Annotated in this window: 17 protein-coding genes; 11 read left to right on the top strand and 6 right to left on the bottom strand. The window is 43.9% G+C overall.

What is annotated here, in order from left to right:
- Positions 1-14 precede the first annotated feature (14 nt).
- Together atpD and OEV42_01165 are read left to right on the top strand one after the other, a co-directional pair.
- Complete coding sequence (gene atpD, locus OEV42_01170; protein ID MDH3972863.1) at positions 15-1,421, top strand: F0F1 ATP synthase subunit beta; 1,407 nt, start codon at positions 15-17, stop codon at positions 1,419-1,421.
- Between the two features lie 122 nt (positions 1,422-1,543).
- Complete coding sequence (locus OEV42_01165) at positions 1,544-1,948, top strand: F0F1 ATP synthase subunit epsilon (protein MDH3972862.1); 405 nt, start codon at positions 1,544-1,546, stop codon at positions 1,946-1,948.
- 68 nt (positions 1,949-2,016) lie between these two features.
- Here the strand turns inward: OEV42_01165 and OEV42_01160 are convergent, their stop codons facing one another.
- Together OEV42_01160 and OEV42_01155 are read right to left on the bottom strand one after the other, a co-directional pair.
- Positions 2,017-2,544: a hypothetical protein gene (locus tag OEV42_01160; protein ID MDH3972861.1), complete on the bottom strand. Its 528-nt coding sequence runs from the start codon at positions 2,542-2,544 to the stop codon at positions 2,017-2,019.
- A 26-nt stretch (positions 2,545-2,570) separates the two neighbouring features.
- Positions 2,571-3,302, bottom strand: coding sequence for a uracil-DNA glycosylase (locus OEV42_01155; GenBank protein MDH3972860.1), 732 nt, complete (start codon positions 3,300-3,302; stop codon positions 2,571-2,573).
- A 456-nt stretch (positions 3,303-3,758) separates the two neighbouring features.
- Between OEV42_01155 and OEV42_01150 the strand changes: the two genes are divergently transcribed.
- Positions 3,759-5,051 (top strand): citrate synthase, encoded by a 1,293-nt coding sequence (locus tag OEV42_01150; GenBank protein MDH3972859.1) that lies wholly within the window; start codon positions 3,759-3,761, stop codon positions 5,049-5,051.
- Between the two features lie 120 nt (positions 5,052-5,171).
- Positions 5,172-6,092 carry a zinc dependent phospholipase C family protein gene (locus OEV42_01145; protein MDH3972858.1) on the top strand — a complete coding sequence of 307 codons (921 nt, stop codon included), beginning with the start codon at positions 5,172-5,174 and terminating at the stop codon, positions 6,090-6,092.
- Here OEV42_01145 and coaBC read toward each other — a convergent pair whose 3' ends face one another.
- From coaBC to OEV42_01130, 3 genes are read right to left on the bottom strand one after another with little or no spacing between them, the layout of a single operon-like run.
- Entirely contained in the window at positions 6,093-7,343 is a 1,251-nt protein-coding gene (gene coaBC, locus OEV42_01140) for a bifunctional phosphopantothenoylcysteine decarboxylase/phosphopantothenate--cysteine ligase CoaBC (protein MDH3972857.1), read from the bottom strand.
- A complete protein-coding gene (locus tag OEV42_01135) occupies positions 7,297-7,584 on the bottom strand; it encodes a hypothetical protein (protein MDH3972856.1) in 288 nt (95 codons plus the stop codon). The genes coaBC and OEV42_01135 overlap by 47 nt, the downstream gene beginning before the upstream one ends.
- Before the next feature lie 2 nt (positions 7,585-7,586).
- Positions 7,587-8,225, bottom strand: a complete 639-nt coding sequence (locus OEV42_01130) for an MBL fold metallo-hydrolase (protein ID MDH3972855.1) — start codon at positions 8,223-8,225, stop codon at positions 7,587-7,589.
- Positions 8,226-8,631: 406 nt separating this feature from the next.
- On the opposite strand from OEV42_01130, the gene OEV42_01125 reads away from it, so the two are divergent.
- Positions 8,632-9,042 (top strand): bacteriohemerythrin, encoded by a 411-nt coding sequence (locus OEV42_01125; protein ID MDH3972854.1) that lies wholly within the window; start codon positions 8,632-8,634, stop codon positions 9,040-9,042.
- A gap of 418 nt (positions 9,043-9,460) precedes the next feature.
- On the opposite strand, the gene OEV42_01120 is transcribed toward OEV42_01125, so the two are convergent.
- Positions 9,461-11,374: a RecQ family ATP-dependent DNA helicase gene (locus tag OEV42_01120; protein MDH3972853.1), complete on the bottom strand. Its 1,914-nt coding sequence runs from the start codon at positions 11,372-11,374 to the stop codon at positions 9,461-9,463.
- Positions 11,375-11,644: 270 nt separating this feature from the next.
- On the opposite strand from OEV42_01120, the gene OEV42_01115 reads away from it, so the two are divergent.
- The 6 genes from OEV42_01115 (at position 11,645) to OEV42_01090 (ending at position 17,432) form a co-directional block, all read left to right on the top strand.
- Complete coding sequence (locus OEV42_01115; protein MDH3972852.1) at positions 11,645-11,977, top strand: helix-turn-helix domain-containing protein; 333 nt, start codon at positions 11,645-11,647, stop codon at positions 11,975-11,977.
- Entirely contained in the window at positions 11,967-13,238 is a 1,272-nt protein-coding gene (locus OEV42_01110; protein MDH3972851.1) for a type II toxin-antitoxin system HipA family toxin, read from the top strand. The genes OEV42_01115 and OEV42_01110 overlap by 11 nt, the downstream gene beginning before the upstream one ends.
- A gap of 834 nt (positions 13,239-14,072) precedes the next feature.
- Complete coding sequence (locus tag OEV42_01105; protein MDH3972850.1) at positions 14,073-14,906, top strand: hypothetical protein; 834 nt, start codon at positions 14,073-14,075, stop codon at positions 14,904-14,906.
- A 686-nt stretch (positions 14,907-15,592) separates the two neighbouring features.
- Complete coding sequence (locus tag OEV42_01100) at positions 15,593-15,823, top strand: hypothetical protein (GenBank protein MDH3972849.1); 231 nt, start codon at positions 15,593-15,595, stop codon at positions 15,821-15,823.
- Between the two features lie 528 nt (positions 15,824-16,351).
- Complete coding sequence (locus OEV42_01095) at positions 16,352-16,777, top strand: hypothetical protein (protein MDH3972848.1); 426 nt, start codon at positions 16,352-16,354, stop codon at positions 16,775-16,777.
- 4 nt (positions 16,778-16,781) lie between these two features.
- Positions 16,782-17,432, top strand: coding sequence for a hypothetical protein (locus tag OEV42_01090; GenBank protein MDH3972847.1), 651 nt, complete (start codon positions 16,782-16,784; stop codon positions 17,430-17,432).
- Positions 17,433-17,619 lie beyond the last annotated feature (187 nt).

The following is a 17,619-nucleotide window of genomic DNA, read 5'->3' as shown; positions in this document are numbered from 1 at the left end:
AAGAGGTATCAGGAATGAATGAAGGGAAAATATCTCAGGTAATCGGACCTGTTGTAGACGTTCAATTCGAAAGGGGACAGCTTCCGCCGATCCTTAATGCTCTTAGAATTACAAATCCGGCTATCAGTGATCAAGAGGGTAACCTCGTCGTTGAGGTTGCTCAACATGTCGGTGATAACGTTGTAAGATGTATTGCAATGGATTCTTCTGAAGGGCTTGTAAGAGGGATGAAGGCTGTTGATACGGGTGAGCAAATTACCGTTCCTGTTGGTAGCAATACTCTGGGAAGAATTCTCAATGTAATCGGTGACCCCGTTGACGAGAGGCCGCCAGTAGAAACTGAAAAATATTACCCAATTCACAGGGAAGCGCCTGCATTTGAAGATCAGAGCACGGAAGTTGAATCTCTTGAGACAGGTATTAAGGTTGTTGACCTCCTTGCACCTTATGCCAAAGGGGGTAAGATCGGTCTCTTCGGTGGTGCCGGAGTTGGAAAGACGGTTCTCATTATGGAACTCATTAACAATATTGCTACCCAGCATGGTGGTTATTCCGTTTTTGGCGGAGTTGGTGAAAGAACAAGAGAAGGTAATGACCTTTTTATGGAAATGAGCGAGTCAGGCGTTATTGATAAAGCCTGCCTTGTATACGGTCAGATGAATGAGCCTCCGGGAGCCCGTGCAAGAGTTGCTCTTTCCGCCCTTACTATTGCTGAATACTTCAGGGACGAAGAAGGTCAGGACGTTCTTCTCTTCATTGATAATATATTCAGATTTACGCAAGCCGGTTCTGAAGTTTCCGCTCTTCTCGGGCGTATTCCGTCAGCCGTTGGTTACCAGCCGACTCTGGCTACTGAGATGGGTCTTCTACAGGAGAGGATTACAACAACGAAGAAGGGTTCCATTACCTCTGTTCAGGCTGTTTACGTTCCTGCTGATGACTTGACTGACCCTGCTCCTGCAACGACCTTTGCTCACCTTGATGCGACAACCGTTCTTTCAAGGCAGATTGCCGAACTCGGGATCTACCCTGCTGTCGATCCGCTGGACTCAACGTCTAGAATTCTCGATCCACAGGTTGTTGGTGAAGAGCATTACAGCATAGCCAGGGGTGTTCAGACTGTTCTTCAGAGATACAAAGACTTACAGGATATTATTGCTATTCTCGGAATGGATGAACTTTCTGAAGAAGATAGACTTATCGTTGCCAGAGCCAGAAAGATCCAGAGATTCCTTTCTCAGCCTTTTTTCGTTGCTGAGGTCTTTACCGGTTCTCCCGGAAAGTATGTAAACCTCAAGGATACTATCAAGGGCTTCAAAGAACTTCTCGAAGGTAAGTATGATGATCTTCCTGAGCAGGCTTTCTACATGGTAGGAAATATGGATGAGGTTCTGGAAAAGGCGAAAAAACTCGCTGCCTAAGTTTTAAGATCCCAGGCGGGTGTATTCCCGCGGCTTGCTGCCCTATAATGGGAAGATTATCTCCGCGCTGATATACCGCTGCTTGCGTGGTGATTGATTAATCATTGAAAGAATAAAAGGTCATGGCTGAAAAAATTAAGTTGGAAATAGTAACTCCCGAAGCGATGATGGTGAGTGAAGAAGTCGACGAAATTACCGTTACCGGTACGGAAGGTGAATTCGGCGTTCTTCCAGGTCATTGTCATATGCTGAGTTCTCTTAAGATTGGTCAGGTAAATTACAAGAACGGAAACGTTGAGCAGTATATGTCTCTTGGTGGTGGATATGCCGAAGTAGGTCCCGACAAGGTTACCATTCTTGCCGAAACTGCCGAGCTTAAGGACAGCATCGATGTTGAGAGGGCCAAGGCGGCTCAGGCTAAAGCTGAAGAGGGTTTGAATAAGCTTACTCCCGGTGAAAAAGACTATGAGGAAGCGGAAATAGCCCTTGAAAAAGCAAGGGTCAGGCTGGAAACAGCTAACAGGTAAGTAAAGTAAAGCCGGCCTAAAGCCGGCTTTTTTGTTTATATCACCTTTTAAAACTTGTAATATAGGTTCTACTTCTTCGGTATGGCCTTAATCTTTGCCTTCCCACCTTCAGTAACTACCTTGTAATCAACACTGCTGCACTTGTACTTGGCTTTAATTGCCGCTGTCTGCTTATCTATCATACTCTGGAGACTTTGAACCTTTACGTCGCTTGTGCTCTGCTTGAGAGAACTTTTTGCTTGAATATATTCCTTGTATAACTTTTCAGCAGGAGTTTCACTACTGGTTTCGGCATCCTTCTTTTTTCCTGATGATTTAAAGCCGGCTCCCCGCTGCATTGAGCCGTCATTGATCATTCTCATATGTCTCTGCCACAAGTTATCGTAAGTAGTATATCTTGAAACCTGTGATTTGTACCTGAAATTAAGGGCAGTATTCTGAATTTTCCGACTGCTGTACAGCCTTATCATTCTTTTGATTTCTTCCTGAAGTTTAAAGGGGGGGATCTTTAAAATACCGGCAAAGTATTGATCATAATCGATCCTCAACTGGTTGATTTTCATCTCCAGGTTTAATATGTCTTCATGCACACCCATAGAGCCCAAGTTATCAGATTTATTACTTAAAGTAAAGAAGGATCGATTTTGCCCTTTAAGACTTTTTGAATTAGCTGGACATCCTGCCAGACCTCTTTTTTCATCTTTGGATTTCTGAGAAGAAAAGCGGGGTGATAGGTGGGCATGAGGGGAACGCCATGGTAATTATGGAATTTGCCCCGAAGGGTTGAAATGGGCGCCTCACTTTTTAAGAGGGTCTGTGCTGCAAATTTACCGAGAGCGCAGATCACCTTTGGTTTAATTGCTCTAATCTGCTTAATGAGAAAGGGTTCACAGCATTCTATCTCCTCTGGGAGTGGATTCCTGTTTTGAGGCGGCCTGCATTTCAGGACATTGCAAATGTAAACATTCTCTCTTTTTAGACTGATGGCTTCAATAATTTTAGTTAACAACTGACCTGCTTTACCAACAAAGGGTTCTCCCTGCAAATCCTCATCCCTGCCGGGAGCCTCCCCGACGAAGACCAGATCGGCATTTCTATCTCCCGTACCAAAGACGAGATTGGTACGGGTCTTCCCCAGCCTGCATCTTGAACAGTCTGCCAGTTCGGTTCTTATCTTTTCAAGATCGCTTGTGATACTCTGCGGGACTGACGATGGAGGCTCTTCGTTGATAGCCTCTTTCGGGACTGTTGAGGCATTTGCTCTTCTTTTTACGGGCAAATAATCAATGCCTGACATTTTCATGAAGTGAAGGTACTGTTCAAGCTGGCTTTGAATATTTATCTTTTCTTTCAATTCTTTTTCCTGCCTCTTCCAATTTTGAATATCATTTTATCACTCCCCGGGGAAGATGGGAAGGTGATTACCGTCAAAAGTATATTATTGCCCGGGCTTATGGTATAAAAGAATGTATTAATATTGTCACACTAACCTGTAAATGGCAGTTCGTTCATTGTTTTTGGTGAAAGTTCTTGTTACCACGGCATTTGAAAAAAACTCCTGCAATCTGTACAGAGGAAGCACAGATTAATTGAAAGCGATCTCAAATAATGTACTGCACTATAATTTTTGACCTGCTGCCTTTCTCAGGATTAAAGGCGCTATGATAAATAACTGTGCCTCTTAATAGAAATTTTGTAAATAGCTTTTTCTACTTGCCTTATCCCCTTTTTTTTATAAGAATTATATAGCAAGGATTCTTTAAAATAAATAATGGTTTTATACATTAAATATCTTTTCAAGGAGATTAATATGGGCAGCGATACGGTAACGATAATTAATAATAAAACAGGCGAAAAGGAGGACTTTCCACTCCTCACAGGAACCCATGGCCCTTCCCTTGTTGATATGAGGAGACTGTACGGTAAGATGGGTCTTTTTACCTATGATCCCGGTTTTAAATCAACAGCAAGCTGTGAAAGCAGTATTACCTACATTGACGGGGAGGAGGGTGTTCTTCTTTACCGGGGCTACCCCATTGAGCAGTTGGCAGAAAAGAGTAATTTCCTCGAAGTTTGTTATCTTGTTCTTTATGGAGAACTACCGACAATAGAGCAGCACGATCATTTTGTCAGAATGATAACGCTTCATACTATGGTTCATGAGGGCCTGAGGGATTTCATCAAAGGGTTCAGGCCTGACGCGCACCCCATGGCTGTACTTGTTGGCATGGTAGGCGCATTATCCGCCTTTTATCACGATTCTACCGATGTGAATAATCCCAGACACCAGGAGATATCAGCGCACAGACTCATTGCAAAGCTGCCCACTATGGCTGCCATGGCTTACAAGTACACTATGGGTCAGCCCTTTGTTTACCCGAAAAATGATCTTGGCTATGCCGAAAACTTTCTCCACATGATGTATTCCGTACCGGCGGAAACCTATGAAGTTGATCCTCTTCATGCCAAAGCGCTCGATCTTATTTTGATTCTCCATGCTGACCATGAGCAGAATGCCTCAACCTCGACGGTCAGGCTTGCAGGTTCTTCGGGGGCAAACCCATTTGCCGCCGCTTCGGCAGGGATCGGCTGTCTGTGGGGTCCGGCCCACGGAGGCGCTAATGAGGCTGTTCTTCTTATGCTCAATGAAATTGGGCGAGTTGAGCGAATTCCTGAATTTATTGGGAAGGCCAAGGATAAGGATGACTCCTTCCGTCTTATGGGATTTGGGCACAGGGTCTATAAGCATTACGACCCTCGTGCTAAAATCATCAGGAAAATGGCCCTTGATGTTGTGAACAAAACCAGTGGTGGTGATCCTCTCCTTGATATTGCCATGAAACTGGAGGAAATAGCTCTCACTGACGACTACTTTATCGAGAAAAAACTCTATCCCAATGTTGATTTTTATTCGGGGATCATCTACAAGGCATTAGGCATTCCCACAGAAATGTTTACCGTTATGTTTGCTGTGGGACGAATGGCCGGCTGGATGGCCCAGTGGGAGGAGATGATCCGTGACCCTGCAAGAGTCATAGGCAGACCGAGACAGAATTATATTGGCGCTTCTGCAAGAGATTATCTGTCCATGGAAGAGCGGTAGTCTAATGCGCTATCCGTAACCGCCCTGCTATTGATACGATCACATTAAAAAAGTCAAAAAGCGTGAATATATTTCAGAGAATAAGAGTCTCTACGTGAATGGCTGGAAAGGTTTCCCCTGGTGAAGTTTCTACTGATATTACTTGCTTCTCTTGTCCTGGTAGCGCTGGGCAGTAAGAATTGTTATGCCTGGGGTCCTGCCATGCACCTTAGCCTTGCCTCCTCTGTGCTTAATAACCTGGCAATACTTCCCCTATTTAAACAGACCATCCTGGCCAGCTATCCTTATGATTTTGTTTACGGTTGTATCAGTGCAGATATAATTCATGGTAAGAAATTTATCGAATATGCAAAGCACTGTCATAACTGGCATGTTGGAATGAATGTGCTTGACAGCGCAAAGAGTGACTCCCAACGGGCCTTTGCCTACGGTTACCTCAGTCACCTTGCTGCCGACGTCATTGCTCATAATTACTACGTTCCTAACCAGATCATTGCCAGCTTTAATAGGAGGATGCTTAATCATGCTTACTGGGAGGTGAGGTTCGATTCCTACATGGATAAATCGGTATGGGAGTTGGCCGACAAAGTTGCCAAAGAGGTCCACCGTGATAATGATCCCCTTTTAAGAGCGACCCTCGATAATACACTTTTTTCATTCGGTACCAACAAGAGGATATTTAACAGCCTGCTTATGCTTGCACGGCTCAAAAGGTGGCATAAAACGATGGATCTTATATCGGTCAGATCCAACTGGAAGCTTGATGCGGCAGATGTTGAAAATTATAAAAAGCTGGCCCTTGATTCGACCTTTGCCTTTCTTATTGATGGAAAAAATGCCCTTTGCTGTAAGGCCGACCCGGCGGGAAGGAAAAGCCTCGAAGTGGCGGCGAAAATTAGAAAAGAGCTCAAGGAACTCAAAAACAGGGGCAGTATGACAAATAGTGACTGCAAGCAGATATTTGAAAGGTTGAAACCGAAGTTTAAGGAGGCTACCTTCAGAGATTTCGGCCATCTTGATCTTAAAGAACTGCTTCGCTGATTAATTAAACCTCTCCTTGATTCTGTTTAAAATGATATTTGCGATCCCCCTTTTTGTGAGCAGTTCTGTTTTTTCGATGACGCCTGATTTGTCCATAATCTGAACCCTGTTCGTATCTGTATCAAAGCCTGCGCCCTTCTCGGAAATGTCATTTGCAATAATAAGATCGAGCTTTTTCTCTTTTACTTTTTTCAATGCATTTTCAACAATATTTTCAGTCTCTGCTGCAAAGCCTACGATTAATTTAGAGAGGCCTTTCCCTGAAAGGTCACCCAATATATCCGTGTTCTTTGTCAGTTCCAGTAGAAGACGCTCTGCTTTCTTTTTTATTTTTTGTTCCGACTTTTTTACCGGTTTGTAATCTGCCACGGCAGCAGCCATAATAAGGGCATCTGCTCCCTTTGCTGTTGCCAGGAGGGCATTATGCATTTCACCGGAGGTCCTGACACTTTTAAAATTGCAACCTGACGGCGGTTCAAGGGATGAAGGACCGGAAATGAGCATTACCTCGGCTCCTCTTCTTGAAGCCTCTCTTGCTATTGCATACCCCATTTTCCCCGAAGATCTGTTGCTTATGAACCTCACAGGATCAATATCTTCCACCGTCGGGCCGGCCGTAAGGACGATTTTTTTTCCCGCCAGGTCTTTATCTGAAAGAAGCGGTATGGCTGCCTCCAGAATCTGCACGGGTTCGCTCATTCTTCCTGCGCCTTCGTCACGGCAGGCAAGTGCCCCCCATGCAGGACCGATGAAATGATAATCCAGATTTTGCAGCTTCTTGATATTCTCCTGAACAATCCTGTTTTGAAACATCTTTGTATTCATGGCAGGTGCCAGAAGGAAGTCCCCGTCAAAGGCAAGGGCCATCGTAGAAAGGGAATCATCGCCAAGGCCTGCAGCCATTTTTCCTATAATATTGGCTGTTGCAGGGGCGATGACAAAGAGATCGGCCCAGTCGGTCAGTCCGATGTGATCGATGCCTGATTCCGTTTCTGCGTCAAAAATATCTGTTATAACGGGAAATCCTGAAATGGCCCTGAATGTAAGAGCTGTGACGAACCTGGCGGCATTGGCCGTCATGACGACCCTCACTTGTGCGCCTTCCTTCTGGAAAAGACGTAAAAGTTCAACCGATTTGTAGGCGGCAATGCCTCCCGTGACGCCGAGCAGTATTTTTTTTTCTTTAATTACTTGAGACACGGCACTATAGGCTGATACCGGAGGGAAGTTGGGTAATGACCATACCGTCAAAGGTCTCCTGCTGGCAGGCAAGGGCTGTTTTATCTATTCCTGAATTGCCTTCCCTGAATTTGATGAGACAGTTTTCGCATTCGGCATTCCAGCAAAACCTGCTCATTGTAAAGTCGGCTTCTATGAATTGAAAGGCTCTTAGCGTACAATTGTTTTCCGGCACGCGATAACATTTGCCTTTAATCTTTATCTCAACGAGCCGTTCATAGTTACGATAAATATCGGGATTGATATTTTTCATATCTACGACCCGTATAATGAACCTGCAGCAAAGAAGGGATTATATTTCTTTTCATGCCCGATGGAGCTTGAAGGGCCATGTCCGGGGTGGATTTCAACGGTATCGGCCAGTGAGAAGAGTTTCTCAGATACAGATTTGAGGAGCAGTTCATGAACGCCACCGGGCAGATCGGTTCTCCCTATGGACCCGGCAAAAAGGGTGTCTCCTGTAAAGAGGGTATGGTCAGAAAGGAGTGATACGCCGCCCGGTGAGTGCCCCGGTGTATGGATGACTTCAATCTTGATTGATCCGCACTCGATCAACTGACCATGCGAAATGTATTCATCGGCTTGAGGCGGCTCTTCAGCTCTAAGGCCGAAAGAAGCCGCCGCCCGGGGGGCATGCTTGAGCAGTTCTCTGTCGGCTTCATGAATAAGCAGCTTTGCGCCCGTTTTTTCCTTGAGCAGGCCGTTGGCGCCCACATGGTCGAAGTGGCCATGGGTACTGATAACCATTTTCAGGTTCAGTCCGAGGGCGCTGATTTTTTCCAGGATCATTTCAGCATTGTCACCAGCGTCGATGACAAGGGCATTCCCTTCTTCATCGTAGAGAATATAACAGTTTACCTGGAGGGGTCCAACCTCAATCGTTTCAAAATTCATAGGGGTAAGGATAGCAGAAAATGGAAGATAGAACAAGTCTCAAACACTTTTGCAGCTGCAAAATAGTATTTAAGTTTTTATTGAAGCCATGTTTGAATGTGACGATTGGCAAATGTCTGGAATTGATTCATACTATACTGCTCCTTACTCATTCCCGCTGCCCTGAAAGAGGCCTGTTTTTCTTATGAATGAAAATCATAATTATCTATTTCAAAAAAGTCAGGCTTTGTTTATAATTTTGTTATTCCTTTATTGCAGCAAGGGTGAACCCCATTTTCAATGGTAAGGAGAAGAGGATAGCAATGGGGCCGGGGGAGGGCCTGTTGTCGCCCTGTCCGACTGTAAGGTACTGGTTGCCGGGATAGATGATTCATGGACGGAAAATAAATAAGGGAGGCCTGTAAAGATGCCAATCTCTATGCAGTGGAATGAAGCGATGGAAGTAAATGTGGGGGAAATTGACGAGCAGCATAAAAAACTTATTTCCATCATTAAATCATTATACGATACATTTCAGTCCGACAAGGCGGTGGAAGAGGAAAAAGAGATACTCGTTGAACTGATTAAATATACGGATTACCATTTTTCAAAAGAGCGGGAACTAATGCTAAAGTATAGTTATCCGGAGCGGGATGAACACCTTGAACTCCACAAGGAATTTACAGGCAAACTTAAAGATTTCTGCCAGAAGCATCAGGTTGAAAAATCTGCTGTTAGCCGTGATGTGCTCAACTTCCTCATAAAGTGGATCATTAATCATATTATGAACAGAGACATGAAGTTCGGGGCCTTCCTGAATCAAAGAGGAGTCAAATAAGAGTATTCTATAATGAAATCAAACCTTCCTTTTAATTAATCTTTGAAATCCCCGTCCTTTGTGCGGGGGTAGAGTTAAAAGGGTATGCCATAATAATTTTACTTTTCTTTTGCGGACAAAGAAAAGTAACAAAAGAAAGGCCGCCCAAAGCCCGGTTAAAACCGGATAAGTGCCTTAACGAAATAACTTCCTGTAAAAAGAAACAGAAAGTTATTTCTAAGTTACTAAACTTGGTCCCGCCAAGGCGGAACTCCCCTCCTTCCACCGTTGCCTTCGGCGGGCACAAAAACTCGCTTCGCTCAGACAGTTTGTGCCCTTCATCCTCAGTCAACGGCTACACTCGGCTGCGTTTTAATGGGAAGGAAAAGCAAGCCCTTTTAGGGCTCAAGCAAGGCTACGTTCTCTGGTCGTGGATTCTTTACTCTCCATGATTATTGACCCACTTTAATACGTCATGATAGCGGTAAGAAGAAAGAGTTCCAAAGCCGGGTAGTGAACGTGCCTTGATAGAAGAAAATTGGGGTGCTGGAATACCGCATAAAAAGCGGGTTATCATATCAGTTGAAGGTTTATTGTTCAGTTTGGAAAAGAAGGTTTTGATGAGTTTATTAAAAGAGACTTCAGATAGCGGCGCAAGAGATTCTTCAGTGGCAATCGCCGCTACCTGGCCTTTACAGACAGAGCAATGACCGCACCTTTCGGGTGCTTTCTCATCTCCGAAATAGACAGACAGCTGCCCATTAATGCATTTATCACTTTCAAAGAGTCTCACCATAGAAGCAATACGCTTGATCTCGGTTCTTTCTTTTTCCTTAAAATGTCTGAAAAGCGCCTCTGCCAGTGAATCAACTTGCAGGTCAGGGGTGAGCACTTCATAAACATCAGTCATTTGTTTGCTTTCCAGAAAGACATAGCCCTTGTCATGAAAGTATTCCAGGGCCGTTACCACACGGCTTCGCTCAGCGCCGTACTGCTCATAGAGCGTCTCGAAATCCAGGGTATACCAGATTTTGGCCTTTTGGGAGCCCTTGAGTATTGACTGAACAAAATCCCGCCGTTCTCCCTTGAATGTATCAATTAATTCCTCTTCTGCTATGAGGAGCTTAAAACGAATTTCTGAAAAGTAGGAATAAAGCGGTTTTATAACCTGCTTCATCTCCAGGTAAACGAGTAATGTTTTTAGCGGCAGTTGACGAATATTAGAGGATGCAGAAAGTGATACTATTCGGGTTTCCCAGTTTTGATGCGCCGCCTTAATCTCTGCCAATACCTTTAGAATACCTTCCTTTTCCGGTGTGTCACCGTAGATGAAGTTTTCAAGGACATTGAGGTTGCTGCCCTTTGCCAGTACAAGGCAGTTCGATTCGCGTCCATCCCGTCCGGCCCTACCTATTTCCTGTGAATAACTTTCAATCGATTTTGGCAGGTCATAATGAATGATGTTGCGAATATTGCTTTTATCAATACCCATACCAAAGGCGATGGTGGCTACAATGCAGTTTGTTTTTCCCTGCATAAAGGCAAGTTGTACTTCCTCGCGCACTTCACTTTTCATCCCTGCATGATAGGCCCTTGCCTTAATGCCGTAACTAGCCAGTTTTTTGGCCACATGTTCGGCTGTTTGCTGCAAGGTAACGTAGACAATGGTAGGTTCCTCTTTTCTTTTATCCAGCCAGTTACTCAAAAGCCGGTCTTTTTCCTTTTCTTCTGCCGGTTCTACACTAAGATTAAGGTTGGGGCGATAAAAGCCTGTCCGCACAACCTGCTCTTTGTCGATGGAAAATTTTTTACTCATATCCTCAATTACCCGGGGTGTTGCCGTTGCCGTAAGCAGCAGTGCTTGCGGAATATTAAAGGCCTTCTGATAGTCGGGCAGTTTAAGGTAATCGGGCCTGAAATTATGGCCCCACTCGGATATGCAATGCGCTTCATCAACAACGAGCAGCGAAATAGGAACTTTGACTATAAAATTACGAAAATGCTCATTTTTCAGCCGCTCTACAGAAATCATCAAAATCCTGGTTCTGCCTTGCCGCACATCCTCCATGACGGTACTTGCCTCTTCCCGGCTTTGGGTGGAGTCAATAGATGCGGCTGGAATGTTCTTGCTTTTTAAGAAATCAAGCTGGTCCTGCATGAGGGCCAGAAGGGGGGAAATGACCAGTGTCAAGTGTTCAAGATGCAGCGCAGGCAATTGGTAGCAAAGTGACTTGCCCGAACCTGTCGGGAATATTGCCGCCGAAGATCGGCCATTAATAATGGCTGAGATGACCGCTTCCTGGCCCTCCCGGAAGCGGTCATAACCGAAGTGTTTTTTAAGTGTTTTATGGATCATTGTTTTCCTTTATCTGAAATTAGAGAAAGAGATTATATCATATGTTATCTCTTTTTAAGGGATTCCCGGACGATATGAGCAAACAAAATTTGCCTTTAATTATTATCTTGTCATTTCGACGAGGTACGAGGATAAATCTTTAATTGAATTGCTAACAAAAATTTCTCTTGACAAAAATAAACTCAGATAATTAAAATGACTGCTATGGTGGTCATATTGGTGTTAAATGGTTGCTGTGGCAGTCATTCTAAATGATTGGTAATAATAATGGCTAAAGTAAGAACATATTCCCGATACAGTACGGAAGCAGCCTCCCTGCTCGGCAAGCAGATCAGGCTTGGGCGTAAAGAGCGTAAATGGGCTGAGCAGGATTTGGCAGATCGTGCGGGCATATCAAGGTATACAGTTCAGAAAATTGAAAAAGGCGATCTTACTTGTGCCATTGGGCTTGTTTTTGAGGTTGCTGCGCTCGTGGGTGTAAAACTATTTGATGGTGAAAGCAGTTCACTGTCTACGCACCTTGAGAGAGCCGATGACAAGCTTTCCCTTCTCCCAAAGACAATCCATAAAAGTAAAAAGCCTGTAGATGATGACTTCTAATAAAGAATACACAGAAGCCTTTCTGTGGATTTGGCTCCCCAATGAGACTGAGCCCGTTGTTGCCGGGAAGCTCAGCGCTGAGGGCAGCCACCTGATTTTCAACTACGGTAAAAGCTATTTGGGGAGAGAGAATGCCATTCCCATCTATGACGTTGAGCTGCCGCTTCGTGCCGGTATGTTGCCCCTGTTAAGCGGCTTAAGTATGCCTGGCTGTCTCCGGGATGCTGCTCCTGATGCATGGGGGCGGCGTGTAGTGATCAATAAAAAACTTGGGACGAAAGGGGTCGGAGCAGATAGCACACAGCTTGATGAACTGACCTATCTGCTTGAATCCGGCTCTGATCGAATTGGCGCTTTGGATTTTCAGCGTTCACCAACAGAGTATGTACCGCGTTCCTTTGTGAACGTAACGCTGGACGAATTGCTGGAATCGGCCGAACGCGTTGAAAAAGGCATCCCGCTAACACCGGAACTTGATCAGGCGCTTTACCATGGCAGCTCTATCGGAGGCGCTCGCCCCAAAGCGCTCATCGAGGATAAGAATAAAAAGTATATTGCCAAGTTTTCATCCGGTTCCGATTTACACAGTGTGGTTAAGGCTGAATTTATTGCTATGCGTCTGGCCGGGCTGGCGGGATTAAAGGTTGCCCCCGTGTCCCTGACGCAAGCCTCCCGGAAAGATGTTTTACTGATTGAGCGTTTTGATCGCACATATACACCTGAAGGCTGGCAACGCAAGAGTATGGTTTCGGCGCTGACGCTTTTTGGCCTTGATGAATTAATGGCGCGCTATGCAAGCTATGAAGAGCTGGCCGAGATTGTCCGGCACAAATTTATAAAAGCCTCTGCAACGCTGAAGGAACTTTTTTCCCGCCTCGTTTTTAATATACTGAGCGGCAATACCGATGATCACGCGCGCAATCATGCCGCGTTCTGGGATGGAAAAATGCTTTCCCTCACCCCGGCTTATGATATATGCCCACAACCCCGTTCCGGTAATGAAGCCTCCCAGGCGATGCTAATCTCCGGTAATAATCGCATGAGCCGGATTTCGTCATGCCTTGAAGCAGCGCATAATTTTTTGCTCTCATCTGAAGAAGCGCTTGCAATTGTCCGGCGCCAAAAACAGGTCATTGAGGAAAATTGGGATTTAGTCTGCAATGAAGCAGGCATAAATGAAACTGACCGCAAACTGCTTTGGGGTAGACAATTTTTTAATCCTTATGCTTTCGAGGGGCTGAAGGAAGATCTCAACCAATAAAGTTAGTATGCTTTGCTATGAGCTGTCATTTCGACAAGGTTTGATGAGAAATCTTAAAACTCCCCTTTAAATTAAAAACAAAGATTTCTCTCTTTGTTCGAAATGACAGACATTTTATAAAAGCCCGCCCACAGGTTTTTTGCAGGGTGGATTAATCCCCCTTTCGGCAATCGGATTAATGCTCAAAGAAAGTTATTTTTTTGCAATGTTCGTACTCTAAGACTAACCCACCATTATGATGCAGCTATTAACGGAGTAACTTTATTCGTAATATCTTCAAGTTGCATTTATCCCTCTCCAATAAGAACTCATTTTGAAATATCTTCTTTAGCGTCTCTGCGCCTTCACGTGAGAACATTTCATCGATTATTTTTTACAACCTCTAAAGTGTATTTTCCTCTTGCATTTGACTGTAAGGTTTGATAGAAGAGTCAAGGACGAAATAGGGGGGTTAGGAAATGGGGAACCGGAAAAATTAAATACCATTAAAAGCCCGCAACTGATTGATACAGGTTGTGGGCTTTTTTGCGTTTGCATCGATATATTTTCCGGAAGCAGGAGTAAAAGGGATTACTTTTCTTTGCATGAGTTGGGTGTTTTGGGAAGAAAAGAGCAAAAAGAAAACTGTCCCCTTTATTCATTTTACCATAACCATGTATTTTATTAGGGGGGGGGAGCATGGCACTTTGCCTTGTTTGTGGGAAATACAAGAAATTAGGGATATATTTACGCGCTCCTCCCGCCAGGCGTCCCGAACTCCGGGCGCAAATTTCTGCAAATTTTTCATATCAATAAACCAGACACAAAGATCAATAACCTAATTAAGAGGTAATTATGATGAAAAAAATTATTTTGTCTTTATGCTTCAAATGGACCATTCCATTTATTTATATCTTTGCCTTTAACTCCGCCTGGGCAGTAATGCCTGCCGATGTAGACCTTGTGCCCACATCGGTTACGCCGTCGGTGAGCGCGATCAGCACCGGGGAGCAGATGACGGTGAGCAGCACCATAGCGAACCAGGGAACGGAAACAATATGGAGCGATTTCTATAGCCGCATCTACCTGTCGACGGATGCGGTTATCACCGTTGTAGACCAGATGGTTATGTCTCTGTATAACTTGAGTCTTGCAGCCGGTGCCGAGAGCACAGTTGATAGGGTGGTAACCATTCCCATCAATCTTGCACCGGGAACCTACTATGTGGGCGTCATAGCGGACTACTCCGACAGTCAGCCTGAGATTGACGAGACGAACAATGCCCTGGCTTCGACAGCAACCATCGAAGTGATCCGCAATGTAGACCTTGTGCCCACATCGGTTGTACCGTCGGTAACTACGATCAACATCGGGGAGCAGATGACGGTGAGCAGCACCATAGCGAATCAGGGAACGTCAACAACATCGCACTATTTCTTTAACGGCGCCTACCTGTCGACGGATGCGGTTATCACCACTGCCGACCGGCTGATCGCTAGCTGGTATAGAGGTATTGCCGCCGGTGCAGAGAGCGCAGTTGATTCGGTGGTCACCATTCCAACTGATCTTGTGCCGGGAACCTACTATGTGGGCGTTATAGCGGACTACTACAGTGACGCTCAGCCTGAGAGCGACGAGACGAACAACGCCCTGGCCTCAATAACAACCATTGAAGTGATTTCTCCATAGGCCTGTAACGGTTAAGCTGATTTAAACACTTGCCCGCCAAACAGACTGTTTGGCGGTTTTTTTTATGCCTGTGAATTTCAAAACGTGGGGAGTCCGGCTGTGTTTTTCGGCATTGATCCAAAAGGCTTGCCGTTCTTGGGGTTAGACCAATTTAACTTTTTGATTTAAAAGTATAAAACTTCAAAAACACCTCTTTTCTACCCCCCCCCTTATTTTTTTCAGGGGAAAAATGAAGCTTCTAAGGAAAATCCAAAAAAATAAGGGAAGGCTTCAAACCTTTCCCTACATGTAAAAATTCAGGATACTTTCCCTGTTCAACCATCCTTCAGTTTTAACTATCTGCATATTATCCTTAATATCCGGCTTTGCTAATTCCCTGGAAAGAAAGACATATTTATCCAGGTCGGGCACGAAGGTTCACGAAGGAAAAGAAAAAAATCTGGGCCGCCGCGCGGGAAGGGCAAAGGGATAATGGGGCACGGATTTACGTGGATTTCATGGAGAGGTTAAAGATAAAATGATTTGTTTCACGCAGAGGCGCAGAGGAAGGACAAAAGATTTTTTGGGATCGCTTCACCCCAAGAGTACTTTGTCACTGCGTTCGGGCGCGTGGGAAGGGCTAAAAGATAACTTCAATGACGATTAAACTAAAAGCTGACAGCTAAATACTTAAGGGAGGGGTGACAATGAAGAGAATAAATCCACTTTTAAATGAAGAGGATGATCCTATCGATGCCTTGCAGAGGGTTAGTTTTATTTTGGGTTTTTTGAGGGATTTTCAGGCCTACAGTTCGGGGGCGCTTACTTTTAGCAGACGAAGCAGGGAAGGTTTGATATTCCTTATCAGTTTATTGGAAGATACGTCAATGCAGATTTCTGAAGCGCTTTTGGATAAGGAGAGGGGGACCTTAATTTAAAAAGGTTCATACTTTTCTTTGACGGCCTTTATGCCCCTTGAGGGTAAAAGATAACGTATGCAAAAGAAAGGTCGCCCGACACGGACAAGCCGGACTCTTTACAGTACCCCCTTGAGGGGTGTAAGTGCCTTAACGAAATAAATTTCTAAGTTACTAAACTTGGCCTTCGGCTTCCCTCGCTCCACTGTGAAAAAAAATCGAGTTTGAAAAGAACATATATTAACTATGTCACTTCCAGGTGGAGTTTTTTTCCGATGGCCTCTGCGAATTTCTCCAGTGCCTTTCCCTTTGTTCTATTAAGAACCAAAAAAATCTTGACTCCGCATATATGAATGATATGATTTAAATTTTAGGCTTTTCTGCATTTTAATGGTGGGGGTTAATGAAAGATTCCCTAATAAGTTCTGGGGACACATTACTTAATAACTGGAATTAGGTGCTGTATCCTCTGGAAATCTCCGTTTTCCTCTTGACTTTACTTAAGAACTTCTTGCGGTATTTTTCCGAAGATGTTCAATAGGAAATGAGATGGATATTAATTTAATAATATTTGTAGTTGCAGCTGTTTCAGGAATTACTATTCTCTACAAAGTACTACCACATAGAAATATAGGCACCAAAAAACCTGTTATTTCATTATTACCAAAATATAGAACCTGGGTTACTCTTCCCTCTTCAGTTTCAAATGCTAATAATCCCATGGAAGAGTTGGAAAAAATATTATCTAAATATGGGTTTATTAAAAAATCGCAAGGTGGTGAAACTAGTAAATATTCACGAGGCCACATATTAGGGGATTTTTCTGTTAAATTAGCAAAAGTTAACTTGCTTGTAACAGTACCAAAATCTAATGGCGTTGATATGTTCATTGAGGCAGGCTGGGTTGTGGCATTTGATACTGGTGATTTTTGGAAGTTTTTGACTGAGTTAAAACAAAAAATAGAAACTGATTAGTTTTATGAATAAACTAAAGGCGGGAATAATAATCATGGCAATATTTTCTTTCTCAAATGCTTTTGGTGGCTCACCGGAACAAAAGTTTTGGGAGTGGTTCGAGAATAATGAAGAAAGGCTTTTTCATTTCGAGCGAGAACGTGAAGCAATTTTTGACAAACTTTCTCATGAAATGAAAAATGTCAATCCAGATCTAACCTTTGAATTCGGTCCAGTCAAAGAAAATGGTAAACGTGAGTTTGTGATTACAGCAGGTGGAATAAAAAATGCGTTTCCCTCTGTAGAGTCACTATTTTCTACAGCGCCAAATTTAAAAAGGTGGGAATTCGTTAAGTACCGCCCAAGGCGAAGCCCTCTTAATGATATAAGCTATGGTGGGAAATCTATAGCCGTAAAAGATGTTCATTACAAGATGTATAAGGATGGAGAGAAGGTAGGTATTGTTCTATTTCTAGATGGGTACAATGAAGAAGAACATGAGACTTTTGGAAGTATAGGCTTCCTATTTCTTGACGAAGCTCTGGGTGAATATGATATTGAGACAAAGGTAGGATTTATTGAATTTCATGGAAGAGATTCTAAACATTTTGAAGGGGCTCAGTTTTTGTCAGAGTTGGCAGATGCTTTTGACTACTATTTTAGAAACAATAAGTAACCCCCTCATAATGAGGTCGGGCCTAACTACGTTTGGCCGTGCTTGCGTGCTTGGCGTCAGACCAGGTTAAGTGCATGACTTAATAGCATAAAACCTCAAGAACCACCTCTTTTTTACCCTTAGAAGCCCCTTTTCAGGGGAAAAATGAAGCTTCTAAGTAAAATCTAAAAAAATAGGGGAAGGCTTC

The sequence above is a fragment of the Deltaproteobacteria bacterium genome, assembly GCA_029860075.1.
Classification (GTDB): Bacteria; Desulfobacterota; JADFVX01; order JADFVX01; family JADFVX01; genus JAOUBX01.
The sequence above is the reverse complement of the archived record's forward strand: the minus strand, read 5'-3'. Positions and strand labels throughout refer to the sequence as shown.